Source organism: Streptomyces sp. NPDC005784, assembly GCF_042871525.1.
Taxonomy (GTDB): domain Bacteria; phylum Actinomycetota; class Actinomycetes; order Streptomycetales; family Streptomycetaceae; genus Streptomyces.
Genome location: NZ_JBIAIQ010000010.1, coordinates 32,601 through 46,512, shown reverse-complemented (window position 1 = coordinate 46,512; position 13,912 = coordinate 32,601). Strand labels below are relative to the sequence as shown.

Here is a 13,912-nt window from a genome sequence, read left to right as displayed (position 1 = left end):
AGCTTTGTGAAGCGCTTCGACAGTGCGCGCGGTACGGATAGGGGCGAGTGAGGGTGGCTCGACACTAGCCCGGTGGAGGAATCGTGTCCATAGGTTGTCGAAGCGCTTCGACAACGAAATTCCTGAACGCGGTTCAGCAGCCTCGTGATCGTGCGGCGGCCCCCTGACCGGCGTGCTCAGACCGTCCCCCGGATGGGACGTCCGGCGCAACACCGCCGACCGTGCCTGTTCCCGCGGGTGAGGGGGCGACCGAGGGCGGTGCCGGCCATGGTGCCGGGGGGCGGTCATTGGGCCGAACGCTGCGCGAGGACTGGTGGGGTCACCGGGAATCCGGTAAATACGATCGAGTAGCACCGTTCGGTAACGAACAGCCCCAAGATCCCTATTCGCGGCGAGGTGAGCCTCATGTCCGCAACACCCCACCAGCCCACAGTCACCGAACGTGAGGCCCGACAGGTCGCCGAGGCCGCGCGCGAACAGGACTGGCGAAAGCCCAGCTTCGCCAAGGAACTCTTCCTCGGCCGCTTCCGGCTCGACCTGATCCACCCGCACCCGCTCCCCGCCGACGAGGACACCCAGCGCGGCGAGGAGTTCCTGGCCAAACTGCGCGACTTCTGCGAGACGAAGATCGACTCCGCGCGGATCGAGCGCGAGGCGCGGATCCCGGACGAGACCATCACCGGGCTCAAGGAAATCGGCGCCCTCGGCATGAAGATCGACACCAAGTACGGCGGTCTCGGCCTCACCCAGGTGTACTACAACAAGGCCCTCGCCCTGGTCGGCTCCATGAACCCGGCGCTCGGCGCTCTGCTCTCCGCCCATCAGTCGATCGGCGTACCGCAGCCGCTGAAACTCTTCGGCACCCAGGAGCAGCGCGACACCTTCCTGCCGCGCTGCGCCCGCACCGACATCTCCGCCTTCCTGCTCACCGAGCCGGACGTCGGCTCCGACCCGGCGCGGCTCGCCACGACCGCCGTACCGGACGGCGACGACTACATCCTCGACGGGGTGAAGCTGTGGACGACCAACGGCGTCGTCGCGGATCTCCTCGTCGTCATGGCGCGCGTCCCGAAGTCCGAGGACCGCAAGGGCGGCATCACGGCCTTCGTGGTGGAAGCCGCCTCGGAGGGCGTCACGGTCGAGAACCGCAACGCGTTCATGGGCCTGCGCGGCCTGGAGAACGGCGTCACCCGCTTCCACCGGGTTCGGGTGCCGGCCGCCAACCGCATCGGACCCGAGGGCGCGGGCCTGAAGATCGCCCTCACCACCCTCAACACCGGCCGCCTCTCGCTGCCCGCCATGTGCGTGGGAGCGGGCAAGTGGTGCCTGAAGATCGCCCGTGAGTGGTCGGCGGTGCGCGAGCAGTGGGGCAAGCCGGTCGCCTTCCACGAGGCCGTCGGCTCCAAGATCTCCTTCATCGCGGCCACCACCTTCGCCCTCGAAGCCGTTCTCGACCTGTCGTCGCAGATGGCCGACGAGAACCGCAACGACATCCGCATCGAGGCCGCCCTCGCCAAGCTGTACGGCTCCGAGATGGCCTGTCTGATGGCCGACGAACTGGTCCAGATCCGCGGCGGCCGCGGCTTCGAGACGGCCGCGTCGCTGGCGGCCCGCGGCGAGCGTGCCGTCCCCGCCGAACAGGTCCTGCGCGACCTGCGCATCAACCGCATCTTCGAGGGCTCCACGGAGATCATGCACCTGCTGATCGCCCGCGAGGCCGTCGACGCCCATCTCTCGGTGGCCGGCGACCTCATCGATCCCGACAAGTCCCTCTCGGAGAAGGCGAAGGCGGGCGCGAACGCCGGTGTCTTCTACGCCAAGTGGCTGCCGAAACTGGTCGCGGGAGCCGGTCAACTTCCGCGCTCGTACAACGAGTTCCATCACGACGTCGACCTCTCCACGCATCTGCGTTACGTCGAACGCAGTGCCCGCAAGCTCGCCCGGTCCACCTTCTACGCGATGTCGCGCTGGCAGGGCCGCATGGAGACCAAGCAGGGCTTCCTGGGCCGGATCGTCGACATCGGCGCCGAGCTCTTCGCGATGAGCGCGGCCTGCGTACGGGCCGAACACCTGCGCACCACAGGGGAACACGGCCGCGAGGCCTACCAGCTCGCCGACGCCTTCTGCCGCCAGTCCCGCGTCCGCGTCGAGGAACTCTTCGGACGCCTGTGGACCAACACCGACGACATCGACCGCAAGGTCGTCAAGGGCGTCCTGTCGGGCACCTACACCTGGCTGGAGGAAGGCGTCCTCGACCCGTCCGGCGAAGGCCCCTGGATCGCCGACGCGACACCGGGCGCGAGCACCCGGGAAAACGTCCACCGGCCCATTCGCTGACGCCTTCCCCGGCACCGGTCCGCGACAACCAGTAATACCCGGTCATGCGCAGAGGTCCCTTTCGCCGTTCCGCTGCTTGCCGCACCGAAGCTGTGCGTCAACAATGAAAGGAACGGCGAAACAGGGACGGCAGATGCGCCGAGGAATCGGAGAAGAATACAGTCACGGCATTTCCGTACAGCCGACGCGGGCCCGCGCCGAGGCGTGGCGGCAGCTGAACGAAATTGACCGCGTACGGGCTCCGCGGACCGTGCTCGACGAGGCGCGGCCCCTCGCGCGGAAGCCGCGCGAAACAGCGCCGGAGACCTTCGAAGCGCACCCGGACGCCCTGGCGGTCCTCGTCGTCGACCGCGCGTCGGCCCTGGTCGGCGAGGTGCCGCGGCCGCCCGTCGCCCGCTCCGACGCGCCGGCGATCCGGGGGAGCGATCTCCGCGACGTCGACGGACTCCTCGACGCAGGCCGGCCCGGCGAGCGGCCCGTCATCCAGCAACTCTGCCGCGCGGCGCTCGACCTTGCCGACGACCCCGAACCGCGTGAAGTGATCAGACGTGAAGTGATCAGAGCGGATCAGCAGGGTGTCCATATTCTCCGGCGGGCCGATCGCCGGCCGGGGCCGGTCATGGACGCCGTACAGCTGCGCCGAATCGCGAGGGAATTCCCATGCCAGGAAAAGGTCTCGACGCCATCACCAGCAGGATCATGCGGGCGGGCGAGGGCCGGATGCTGCACCGCCTCGAACGCCTCGCGGCACAGGTCGGCTCCCTGGAAGAGGAGTTCAGGGCGCTGACCGACGAGGAACTCCAGGCGCTCACACCGGAGTTCAAGGAACGCCACGCCGCCGGCGAGAGCCTCGACGACCTGTTGCCGGAAGCCTTCGCCGCGATGCGCGAGGCGTCCCGCCGCATTCTCGGCATGCGCCACTTCGACGTACAGATCATGGGCGGAGCGGCGCTGCATCTCGGCAACATCGCCGAGATGCAGACCGGTGAGGGGAAGACCCTCGTCGGCACCCTGCCGGTGTATCTGAACGCCCTCACCGGTGAGGGCGTTCACCTCGTCACGGTCAACGACTACCTGGCCCGGCGTGACGCCGAGTGGATGGGGCGCGCGTACCGCTTCCTCGGACTGACCGTCGGCGTCGTCCGGACGGAGTCGACCGCCGCCGAACGCCGTGCCCAATACGCCTGCGACATCACCTATGGCACCAACACCGAGTTCGGTTTCGACTATCTGCGCGACAACATGGCCTGGTCGCGGGACGAACTCGTGCAGCGCGGGCACCACTTCGCGATCGTCGACGAGGCCGACTCGATCCTCATCGACGAGGCGCGCACCCCGCTGATCATCTCCGGACCGGCCGACCAGCCGACGCACTGGTACGAGGCCTTCGCCGCGTTCGCGCAGCACATGAAGGGCGTACGGGTGCAGGAGGAGCAGTTCACCACGCAGGCCGACAAGGACCGCCTCGCCGAAATGCGGATGCGGCACGACTACGAGTACGACCCGAAGACCCGCACGGTGTCGGTCCTGGACGGTGGCGTCGAGTACCTCCAGGACCAGCTCGGCATCGACAGCCTCTACGAGTCCGACCACACCCCGCTGATCGGACACCTCAACAACGCCCTCAAGGCCAAGGAGCACTTCAAGAAGGACAAGGACTACGTCGTCGTGGACGGCGAGGTCCTGATCGTCGACGAGCACACCGGCCGCATCCTCGCGGGCCGCCGCTACAACGAGGGACTGCACCAGGCCATCGAGGCCAAGGAAGGCGTCGATATCAAGGAGGAGAACCAGACGCTCGCCACGATCACCCTGCAGAACTTCTTCCGCCTCTACGACAAACTCGCCGGCATGACCGGCACCGCCATGACCGAGGCGGCCGAGTTCCACCAGATCTACCAGCTGCACGTCGTCCCGATCCCCACCAACCGGCCCATGGTCCGGCGCGACGACCCCGACCAGATCTACCGCACCGTGGAGGCGAAGTACGCCGCGATCCTCGCCGACATCGCCGAGAAGCACGACCTCGGCCAGCCCGTCCTGGTCGGCACCACCTCCGTCGAGAAGTCCGAGGTGCTCTCCGCGCTGCTGCGCAGGCAGGGCATCCGGCACGAGGTCCTCAACGCCAAGAACCACCAGCGCGAGGCCCAGATCGTCGCCCAGGCCGGACGCCGGGGCGCCGTCACCGTCGCCACCAACATGGCGGGCCGCGGCACCGACATCATGCTCGGCGGAAACCCGGAGGCCATGGCGCTCGCCGAGACGGGCGAGGACACGGACCCGGAGGAACGGCGGAGGGTGCTCGACCGGATCACCTCCGCGGTCGCGGCCGAGCACGACGAGGTCAAGGAACTCGGCGGGCTCTATGTGCTGGGCACCGAGCGCCACGAGTCACGGCGCATCGACAACCAGCTGCGCGGCCGCTCCGGCCGGCAGGGCGACCCCGGCGCCTCCCGCTTCTACCTCTCGCTGGAGGACGACCTGATGCGGCTGTTCCGGGCCAACGTCGTCGACCGCGTGATGGCCATGGCGAACGTCCCCGACGACGTACCCATCGAGAACAAGATGGTCACCCGCGCCATCGCCTCCGCCCAGGCACAGCTGGAGCAGCAGCACTTCGAGTCCCGCAAGGACGTCCTGAAGTTCGACGAGGTCCTCAACCGGCAGCGCACGCTCATCTACGCCGAACGCCGCCGCGTCCTCGCCGGCGAGGACCTGCGCGAACAGATCGTCCACTTCATGGAGGACACCGTCCGCGCGTACATCGAGCAGGAGACCGGCGAGGGCTTCGGGGAGGAGTGGGACCTGGAGCGCCTGTGGGGCGTGCTCGGGCAGCTGTACCCCGTGGGGATCACCGTCGAGGAGCTGGAGGACCGCTACGGCGGCCGCGACGCCCTCACCACAGAGCGGGTCGTCGAGACGGTGACCGACGACATCCGCACCCGGTACGGGGAGCGCGAGACGGAACTCGGCTCGGAGAACCTGCGCGACCTTGAGCGCCTCGTCGTCCTGTCCGTCCTCGACCGCAAGTGGCGCGAGCACCTCTACGAGATGGACTACCTGCGCGACGGCATCGGCCTGCGCTGGACCCTCGGCCGCGAGCCGATCATCGAGTACGAGCGCGAGGGTTTCGACATGTACGGAGCCATGACCGACGCCATCAAGGAGGAGTCCGTCGGCTACGTCTTCAACCTCGACGCCGCGGCTCCGGCCACCGAGGCCCTCGACCGGCGCGACCGCATCGGCGGCCTCCTGTTCAGCGCACCGACACTCGACACGGCCGATGGGGTGGTCGAAGGCGCGTTCGCCCGCAGACAGTCGCCCGGGACCGCGCCGGCCGTTCCCGAACCCGCCGACGGACCGCCCGCGCGGCACCGCCCCAAGTCGCCGAGGTCCGGATCCAGGCGCCGCCGCAAGCGCTGACCTGCGGATCAGTAAGGCGACCTGCCGTTCCCGAACCCCCGCCGGCGCGCACCCGTCCACAGCCGCCCGTAGGGGATGTCCACACCTCGCGGAGGCCCGTTGACGCGGCCGCGCACCGGGAATCGCGGGGGAGGCGGCGGGAATGAGGGACGCCCTGTCCTTCGGCGGACGCGATGCGGCCACAATGGGGGGATGAGCGACAGTCCAGCCCCCCTCGCTGATCCGCATCTTGTCTTCGACCCCGTGGCCGGAGTCAGGGATGTCGTGATCCTCGGATCCACCGGCTCGATCGGCACCCAGGCCATCGACCTCGTGCTGCGCAACCCCGACCGGTTCCGGGTCACCGCGCTGTCCGCCGCCGGCGGCAGGGTCGCCCTGCTCGCCGAACAGGCCCACCGACTGCGGGTGCGGACGGTCGCCGTCGCGCGCGAGGACGCCGTCCCGGCGCTCAGGGAAGCCCTCGCGGCCCACTACGCCCCCGGTGAGACCCTTCCCGACATCCTCGCCGGACCCGAGGCGGCCACCCAGGTCGCCGCCTCCGACTGCCACACCGTCCTGAACGGCATCACCGGTTCCATCGGCCTCGCGCCCACCCTCGCCGCCCTGGAGGCGGGCCGCACCCTCGCGCTCGCCAACAAGGAGTCGCTCATCGTCGGCGGCCCGCTGGTGAAGGCGCTGGCCAAGCCGGGCCAGATCATCCCGGTCGACTCCGAGCACGCCGCCCTGTTCCAGGCACTGGCCTCCGGCACCCTCGCGGAGGTACGCAAACTCGTGGTGACCGCCTCCGGGGGCCCGTTCCGCGGCCGTACGAAGGCGGAGCTGGCGGACGTGGCACCGGCCGACGCCCTCGCGCACCCCACCTGGGCCATGGGCCCGGTCATCACGGTCAACTCCGCCACCCTGGTCAACAAGGGACTGGAAGTCATCGAGGCGCACCTCCTCTACGACATTCCCTTCGATCGGATTGAGGTGGTCGTGCACCCTCAGTCGTATGTCCACTCGATGGTGGAATTCACGGACGGCTCGACGATCGCCCAGGCGACGCCCCCCGACATGCGGGGGCCCATCGCCATCGGCATCGGCTGGCCCGAGCGCGTCCCGGACGCGGCCCCCGCCTTCGACTGGACGAAGGCGTCGAGCTGGGAGTTCTACCCGCTCGACAACGACGCCTTCCCGGCGGTGGGGCTCGCCCGGCACGTGGGGCAGCTCGCGGGTACGGCCCCGGCGGTGTTCAATGCCGCCAACGAGGAGTGCGTGGACGCGTTCCTGAACGGCACACTGCCGTTCAACGGGATCATGGAGACCGTCACCCGGGTCGTCGAGGAACACGGCACACCGCGTACGGGAACTTCCCTGACCCTCGCGGACGTCCTCGAAGCGGAGACCTGGGCGCGTGCCCGGGCCCGTGAACTGACGGCACAGACGACAATCGCGGAGGCTCGTGCATGACGACCCTGATGATGATCCTCGGCATAGTCGTCTTCGTGCTCGGGCTGCTGATCTCGATCGCGTGGCACGAGCTGGGACATCTGTCGACGGCCAAGCTCTTCGGCATCCGGGTGCCGCAGTACATGGTCGGCTTCGGCCCGACGATCTGGTCGCGCAAGAAGGGTGACACCGAGTACGGCATCAAGGCCGTCCCGCTCGGCGGCTACATCCGCATGATCGGCATGTTCCCGCCCGGCCCGGACGGGAGGATCGAGGCCCGCTCGACGTCCCCCTTCCGGGGCATGATTGAGGACGCCCGGTCGGCGGCCTTCGAGGAGCTGAAGCCCGGCGACGAGACCCGCCTCTTCTACACGCGCAAGCCGTGGAAGCGCGTGATCGTGATGTTCGCCGGTCCCTTCATGAACCTCATCCTGGCCGTCGCGATCTTCCTCGGCGTGATGATGACGTTCGGCGTCCAGACGCAGACCACCACGGTCGGCAAGGTCTCGGACTGCGTCATCCAGCAGAGCGAGAACCGCACGAAGTGCGCGAAGAGCGACGAGGCGGCGCCCGCCAAGGCCGCCGGCCTCAAGGGCGGCGACAAGATCCTCGCGTTCGACGGCAAGCCGGTCGGCGACTGGTCGGCCCTCCAGTCCGACATCCGGGCCAACCCCGGCAAGGACGTCACGATCACCGTCGAGCGCAAGGGGCAGCAGCTCGCCCTGAAGGCCCACCTGATCAAGAACCAGGTGAGCAAGACCGACGGCAACGGCGGCTATGTCGAGGGCAAGTACGTGTACGCCGGCTTCCTCGGCTTCACGCCCGCCTCCGGCATCGTCCAGCAGTCCTTCGGCGAGTCCGTGAACCGCATGGGCGACATGATGCAGAACGGCGTCGAGTCCCTGGTCTCGCTGCCCGGCAAGGTCCCCGACCTGTGGAACGCGGCCTTCGGCGACGGCCCGCGCAAGGCCGACTCCCCGATGGGCGTCGTCGGCGCGGCACGCATCGGCGGCGATGTCTTCACCCTGCACATCCCCGCGTCGCAGCAGGTCGCGATGATGCTGCTGCTGGTCGCCGGGTTCAACCTCTCCCTGTTCCTGTTCAACATGCTCCCGCTGCTCCCGCTCGACGGCGGGCACATCGCGGGCGCGCTGTGGGAGGCGCTGCGCCGCAACACGGCGAAGGTCCTGAAGCGGCCGGACCCGGGTCCGTTCGACGTGGCGAAGCTGATGCCGGTGGCCTACGTGGTGGCCGGAATCTTCGTCTGTTTCACGCTGCTGGTGCTCGTGGCGGACGTGGTTAACCCGGTGAAAATCAGTTAGCAAGCCTGCGTTTGCGGCGGCCGGGCACCCTGGGTGTCCGGCCGCCTTCCATTGAGTGGGTTTGGGGGCGGGGGCGTGATGTGCTCGGTGGCGCGCCCGTACCGTAATCTCGAAGCCTGGAGCCCACGATTCCGGGACCTTGATCCACAACTTGGGGTTGCACAGCAGATGACTGCGATTTCTCTCGGCATGCCGTCCGTTCCGACCAAGCTGGCCGAGCGCCGCAAGACCCGGCAGATCCAGGTCGGGACCGTGGCCGTGGGTGGAGACGCACCCGTCTCGGTGCAGTCGATGACGACCACGCGTACGTCGGACATCGGCGCCACGCTTCAGCAGATCGCCGAGCTGACCGCGTCCGGCTGCCAGATCGTGCGCGTCGCCTGTCCCACCCAGGACGACGCCGACGCGCTCGCCACGATCGCCAAGAAGTCCCAGATTCCGGTCATCGCGGACATCCACTTCCAGCCGAAGTACGTGTTCGCCGCGATCGACGCCGGCTGCGCGGCCGTCCGCGTCAACCCCGGCAACATCAAGCAGTTCGACGACCAGGTCAAGGAGATCGCGCGGGCCGCGAAGGACACCGGCACCCCGATCCGGATCGGCGTCAACGCGGGCTCGCTCGACAAGCGACTGCTCCAGAAGTACGGCAAGGCGACGCCCGAGGCGCTCGTCGAGTCCGCGCTCTGGGAGGCCTCCCTCTTCGAGGAGCACGACTTCCGGGACATCAAGATCTCGGTCAAGCACAACGACCCGGTCGTCATGGTCAACGCCTACCGCCAGCTTTCCGCCGCCTGCGACTACCCGCTGCACCTCGGCGTGACCGAGGCCGGTCCCGCCTTCCAGGGCACCATCAAGTCGGCCGTCGCCTTCGGCGCCCTGCTCTCCGAGGGCATCGGCGACACCATCCGCGTCTCCCTGTCGGCCCCGCCGGTGGAGGAGGTCAAGGTCGGCCTGCAGATCCTGGAGTCGCTGAACCTCAAGCAGCGCGGGCTGGAGATCGTCTCCTGCCCGTCCTGCGGCCGCGCCCAGGTCGACGTCTACAAGCTGGCCGAGGAAGTCACCGCCGGCCTCACCGGCATGGAGGTCCCGCTGCGCGTCGCCGTCATGGGCTGCGTCGTGAACGGTCCGGGCGAGGCCCGCGAGGCCGACCTCGGTGTCGCCTCCGGCAACGGCAAGGGCCAGATCTTCGTCAAGGGCGAGGTCATCAAGACCGTCCCCGAGTCGAAGATCGTGGAGACCCTGATCGAGGAGGCCATGAAGCTCGCCGAGCAGATGGAGGCCGAGGGCATCGCCTCCGGCGAGCCGTCGGTATCCGTCGCCGGCTGACGTCGGCTTATGTCGGCCGGCCGCCCGCCGGCACCCCGCCCCGCACGCTCGAACGACGCCCGACAGCACTCAGCCCCGCCCACTCGAACCCGGACCCGACCGAGGTTCCCGGCGCACTCCGGACCGGACAAGGTTCCCGGCGGCCCGGTCAGGCGGCTCAGGGTTCTGGTGGACCCGGACCGGCCGAGGTGTCCCACGTGGATCCTGGGCCGGCCTGGGTTCCCGGCGGCCCGGTCAGGTGGCCCAGGTTCCTGGCGGACCCGGGCCCGACCGAGGTTCCGGGCGAACTCCGGCCCGGCCGAGGTTCCCACCTGGACCCCGGACCGGCCGAGACTCCCACGTGGGTCCCGGGCGCAGGTCGGGTTCGTGGTGGCCCCGGCAGATGGCTCAGGGTTCCGGTGGACCCGGACCGCCCAGGATCCCGGCACCACGGGAGAGCACCCCAGTCTCCTGCGGGACCCCCGACCGGCCGAGGTATCGCACGTGGGCCCCGGGCCCGGGACAGGTTCCCGTCACCCCGAGAGCGGACCCGTCTCCCCGCGACCCCCGGGCCGACCCGAGGCTCCCCGGGGCGGCCCGGGGGTCGCGGAGCGCGGGGAACTGCGTGAACAGCCCCCGCGCAGCCCGAGACCGGTCCGGCGGGCGGCTCGCGGCCGCCGGCCACGGCCGGGGGCCCGTGCAAGATGGGCACCGGCCTCGGCCGGGTGGGCCCGTGCAAGAGGGCGGGCAGGGCACAACCTCTCCGGGTACAGTGCGGAGATCAGCAGACCCCAGGGTGAGGCCTCCGTACGTGTTGACCCAGACCACCACCAGGGTCCTCGAACCGAGTGACCTGGACGCCGCGCTCGCCGTCCTCGGCCGCGAGCCGGTGGCGAACGCTTTCGTCGCCTCCCGCGTACAGATCGCCGGGCTCGACCCATGGCGGCTCGGCGGCGAGATGTGGGGCTGGTACGAGGACGGCATGCTGCAGTCCCTCTGCTACGCGGGCGCCAACCTCGTCCCGATCTGCGCCACCCAGCGCGCCGTGCGCGGCTTCGCCGACCGGGCCCGCAGGGGCGGCCGCCGCTGCTCCTCGATCGTCGGTCCCGCCGAATCCACCGCCCTGCTGTGGCGGCTGCTCGAACCGAGCTGGGGCCCCGCCCGCGAGGTCCGCGCCCACCAGCCGCTGATGGTGACCGACCGGCTGCCCGCCGACATCGCCCCGGATCCGTTCGTCCGCCGCATCCGCAAGGACGAGATGGAGACGATCATGCCGGCGTGCGTCGCCATGTTCACCGAGGAGGTCGGCGTCTCGCCGATGGCCGGCGACGGCGGCCTGCTCTACCAGGCCCGGGTGGCCGAACTCGTCGGCTCCGGCCGGTCCTTCGCCCGCCTCGACCAGGACGGCAAGGTCGTCTTCAAGGCCGAGATCGGCGCCGCGACCGGCCTGGCCTGCCAGATCCAGGGCGTGTGGGTGGCCCCCGAGTACCGCGGGCGGGGAGTGGCGGCCCCCGGCATGGCGGCCGTGCTGCGCTACGCCCTCGCCGATGTCGCCCCGCTCGTCAGCCTCTACGTCAACGACTTCAACGCCGCGGCGCGGGCGACGTACCGCCGCGTCGGGTTCCAAGAGGTCGGCGCGTTCATGAGTGTCCTGTTCTGACGCCTGCCGCGGGCCCATCGGGACCTCACATGTCCCGCTGTCCGCCAGGTAGTCTCCCGGCATGCTGCGCTTCCCCGGTCAGGGCCCCCGCGACTCCCACGACGTCGTCATCGGCCCGCTGGATCTCACCGCGCGCGTCGACGAGGCGCTCGCCGTGCAGGCGCTCGCCTTCGGGCTCGGCGCCGACGAGATCGCCGTACGACGTCAGATCGTGCTGCGCCACCTCACCTTCCCGGGAGCCCACGCGCTCGGCGCCACCACCGTCGACGGACGGCTCGTCGGTTTCGTCTACGGCATGCCCAACGACCGCGCGCACTGGTGGTCCACCGTCGTCGAACCGTATCTGCGCGGCCGGGGCCACGACGGCTGGCTCGACGACTCCTTCGTGATCACCGAACTGCACGTCCACCCCCGCTTCCAGAACCGGGGTGTCGGCCGAGCCCTGATCACCTCCATCACGGACACCGCGGCCGAACCCCGCTCGATCCTCTCCGCGATCGACTTCGACAGCCCGGCCCGCGGCCTGTACCGCTCCCTCGGCTACGAGGACCTCGCACGGCAGGTCCTGTTCCCCAGCGCACCCAAGCCGTACGCCGTGATGGGCGCCCCGCTTCCGCTGCGACACCGCTAGTGACTCCTCCTCCCGGATGAATCCGGGGGCTTCTCCTGTCGGTGGCCAGACCACTTCGGGAAGGACCAGCCCGGCCCTGATGGCGACGTTGAGCGCACCGACCTGGTCGGCGTTGGCTGCGTGGCCGCAGCGGGTGCACTCGAATTCTGCCTGTGTGGTGCGGTTCTCGCCGGACACGTGCCCGCAGGTGGGGCAGGTGCGGGAGGTGTTGCGGGGGTCCACCGGGATCAGTACGCGACCGGCGCTTTCAGCCTTGTGCGCGAGGATGCCCAGGAACACCCCCAACCCGCATCGTGGATGCTGTTGTTCAGCCCGGCCTTGGCCGCCGCACCGTTGGGCCGGAAGCCACCGGGCGCGTCGGGGTCGGGTTCGGGCTTCGGGGTACGGACCATGTTCGCGATGTTCAGGCGTTCGTGGGCGATCGCGTCGTAGTCGCGGACCAGGGAGAGAGCGGTCTTGTGCGCGTGGTCGGTGCGTCGGCGCCCGATCTTGCGGTGGAGGGCGGCGACCTTCTCCACGGCCCGGCGGTGGCGGGCCGACCGGTTCTCCCGCCTGCGCCTGGGGAAGTCTTTCAGGGCGCGCTGGGCGTCGGCCAGGGCTGTTGCGCTGCGGCGGCCGTGGCGCGGGTTGGGGATGTGCCGGCCCTCGGACGTGGTGAGGAAGTGGGCGACGCCCATGTCGATGCCGGTCACCGCCCCGGTCGCGGGGAGAGGTTCGGCCGGAACCTCGTCGCAGGCGAGGATCACATACCACCGCCGGCCCTCGCGCTTGACGCTGACCGTCTTGACCCGGCCGTGTACCGCACGGTGCTGGTGGACGCGGACGTGCCCGACACCTCGGAGGCGGACACGGGTGACCGGGTCGTGTGGGGTGGAGTCCCAGCGGCAGCCGTCACCGTCCTTGGGGAACTCGACCGTGTCGAACCGGTTCACCCCCCGAAACCGCGGATACCCGGGCGTCTGCCCGGCCTTGACACGGCGGAAGAACGCGTGCATCGCCTTGTCCAGGCGGCGCAGAGTGGCCTGCTGCGAGGAGAACGACCAGCGTCCCTGACGTTGCGGGTGGAACGACCGGATGTCCTTCAGCTGCGCGGACTGATCCCCCTAGCGGACGGTGGTCTTCGAGGCGTGCCGGTAGGCGTCACGGCGTTCTTGCAAGGCCCCGTTGTAGAGCGAGCAGTGGTCGCGCAGCATCTCGCCCAGCGCCTGCTCCTGGCGGACGGTGGGACGGAGAAGGAACTTATACGCGCGGTGCACGACCACCCTCCTCCTGCTCCTTTTGCTTCTTGGTCGAGGAGCGTTCCCACTGGGTGTCGATGTACTGCTCGATGCTGTCGGCGCTGACGGCTCCGGCGGAGGCCACGAAGAACGACGACGACCACAGGGTGGGCATCTGCGACCTCAGGTGCGGGAACTCCTCGCGCAGGACGTGGGAGGTGACGCCTTTGAACTGGTTAGCCACGTACGACGCGGAAGCCTTCGGGCCGTGCTTCACGAACAGATGCACATGGTCGGGCTTCACCTCAAGGGCCATGACCTCCCAGCCCTTCTCGGTGGCCTTCGTCTCGATCAGCTCACGCAGCCGGACTGCGACCTGGCCGTCGAGGACCCGGCGGCGGTACTTCGGGCACCACACGACGTGCAGTCCCAAGTCGTACACGCCGCTGGAATACCGGCGGACCTTCCGAGCCACAGTCACAGCCGTCACTATACAAGCGGCGTGTGTCTAGTGTCCTCAGACCTCGGCGGCCTGATGTCAACAGCGCGGATCCATGAGGAAGGCGAAGGTCAGAGCAATTCCGAAAAG

At 69.4% G+C, this 13,912-nt stretch carries 9 protein-coding genes and 1 pseudogene; 7 read left to right on the top strand and 3 right to left on the bottom strand.

Annotation, left to right across the window (positions count from 1 at the left end; translation table 11 throughout):
- Positions 1-405: 405 nt before the first annotated feature.
- Positions 406-2,337, top strand: coding sequence for an acyl-CoA dehydrogenase family protein (locus tag ACFYR3_RS18355; protein ID WP_355842151.1), 1,932 nt, complete (start codon positions 406-408; stop codon positions 2,335-2,337).
- 97 nt (positions 2,338-2,434) lie between these two features.
- On the opposite strand, the gene ACFYR3_RS18350 is transcribed toward ACFYR3_RS18355, so the two are convergent.
- Positions 2,435-2,920 (bottom strand): hypothetical protein, encoded by a 486-nt coding sequence (locus tag ACFYR3_RS18350; RefSeq protein WP_355842148.1) that lies wholly within the window; start codon positions 2,918-2,920, stop codon positions 2,435-2,437.
- Positions 2,921-2,997: 77 nt separating this feature from the next.
- On the opposite strand from ACFYR3_RS18350, the gene secA reads away from it, so the two are divergent.
- From secA to ACFYR3_RS18320, 6 genes are all read left to right on the top strand, one after another.
- Positions 2,998-5,760, top strand: a complete 2,763-nt coding sequence (gene secA, locus ACFYR3_RS18345) for a preprotein translocase subunit SecA (protein WP_389283842.1) — start codon at positions 2,998-3,000, stop codon at positions 5,758-5,760.
- A 192-nt stretch (positions 5,761-5,952) separates the two neighbouring features.
- Positions 5,953-7,209 (top strand): 1-deoxy-D-xylulose-5-phosphate reductoisomerase, encoded by a 1,257-nt coding sequence (gene dxr, locus ACFYR3_RS18340; RefSeq protein ID WP_389283840.1) that lies wholly within the window; start codon positions 5,953-5,955, stop codon positions 7,207-7,209.
- Positions 7,206-8,510, top strand: coding sequence for a site-2 protease family protein (locus ACFYR3_RS18335; protein WP_355842140.1), 1,305 nt, complete (start codon positions 7,206-7,208; stop codon positions 8,508-8,510). Before dxr ends, ACFYR3_RS18335 begins: the two co-directional genes overlap by 4 nt.
- A gap of 168 nt (positions 8,511-8,678) precedes the next feature.
- Complete coding sequence (ispG, locus tag ACFYR3_RS18330; RefSeq protein ID WP_355842137.1) at positions 8,679-9,836, top strand: flavodoxin-dependent (E)-4-hydroxy-3-methylbut-2-enyl-diphosphate synthase; 1,158 nt, start codon at positions 8,679-8,681, stop codon at positions 9,834-9,836.
- 790 nt (positions 9,837-10,626) lie between these two features.
- Positions 10,627-11,475 carry a GNAT family N-acetyltransferase gene (locus tag ACFYR3_RS18325; protein ID WP_355842134.1) on the top strand — a complete coding sequence of 283 codons (849 nt, stop codon included), beginning with the start codon at positions 10,627-10,629 and terminating at the stop codon, positions 11,473-11,475.
- Between the two features lie 61 nt (positions 11,476-11,536).
- Positions 11,537-12,106, top strand: a complete 570-nt coding sequence (locus tag ACFYR3_RS18320) for a GNAT family N-acetyltransferase (RefSeq protein WP_355842506.1) — start codon at positions 11,537-11,539, stop codon at positions 12,104-12,106.
- 60 nt (positions 12,107-12,166) lie between these two features.
- Here ACFYR3_RS18320 and ACFYR3_RS18315 read toward each other — a convergent pair.
- Together ACFYR3_RS18315 and tnpA are read right to left on the bottom strand one after the other, a co-directional pair.
- Positions 12,167-13,362, bottom strand: a pseudogene (locus tag ACFYR3_RS18315) (RNA-guided endonuclease InsQ/TnpB family protein); the annotation flags it as partial.
- A complete protein-coding gene (gene tnpA, locus ACFYR3_RS18310; protein WP_355842131.1) occupies positions 13,346-13,804 on the bottom strand; it encodes an IS200/IS605 family transposase in 459 nt (152 codons plus the stop codon). The gene tnpA and the pseudogene ACFYR3_RS18315, both read right to left, overlap by 17 nt.
- Between the last annotated feature and the right edge of the window lie 108 nt (positions 13,805-13,912).

Coding starts and splice junctions, on each gene's coding strand:
- ACFYR3_RS18355 (WP_355842151.1), top strand. CDS start 406: ATGTCCGCAACACCCCACCAGCCCACAGTCACCGAACGTGAGGCCCGA.
- ACFYR3_RS18350 (WP_355842148.1), bottom strand. CDS start 2,920: ATGGACACCCTGCTGATCCGCTCTGATCACTTCACGTCTGATCACTTC.
- secA (WP_389283842.1), top strand. CDS start 2,998: ATGCCAGGAAAAGGTCTCGACGCCATCACCAGCAGGATCATGCGGGCG.
- dxr (WP_389283840.1), top strand. CDS start 5,953: ATGAGCGACAGTCCAGCCCCCCTCGCTGATCCGCATCTTGTCTTCGAC.
- ACFYR3_RS18335 (WP_355842140.1), top strand. CDS start 7,206: ATGACGACCCTGATGATGATCCTCGGCATAGTCGTCTTCGTGCTCGGG.
- ispG (WP_355842137.1), top strand. CDS start 8,679: ATGACTGCGATTTCTCTCGGCATGCCGTCCGTTCCGACCAAGCTGGCC.
- ACFYR3_RS18320 (WP_355842506.1), top strand. CDS start 11,537: ATGCTGCGCTTCCCCGGTCAGGGCCCCCGCGACTCCCACGACGTCGTC.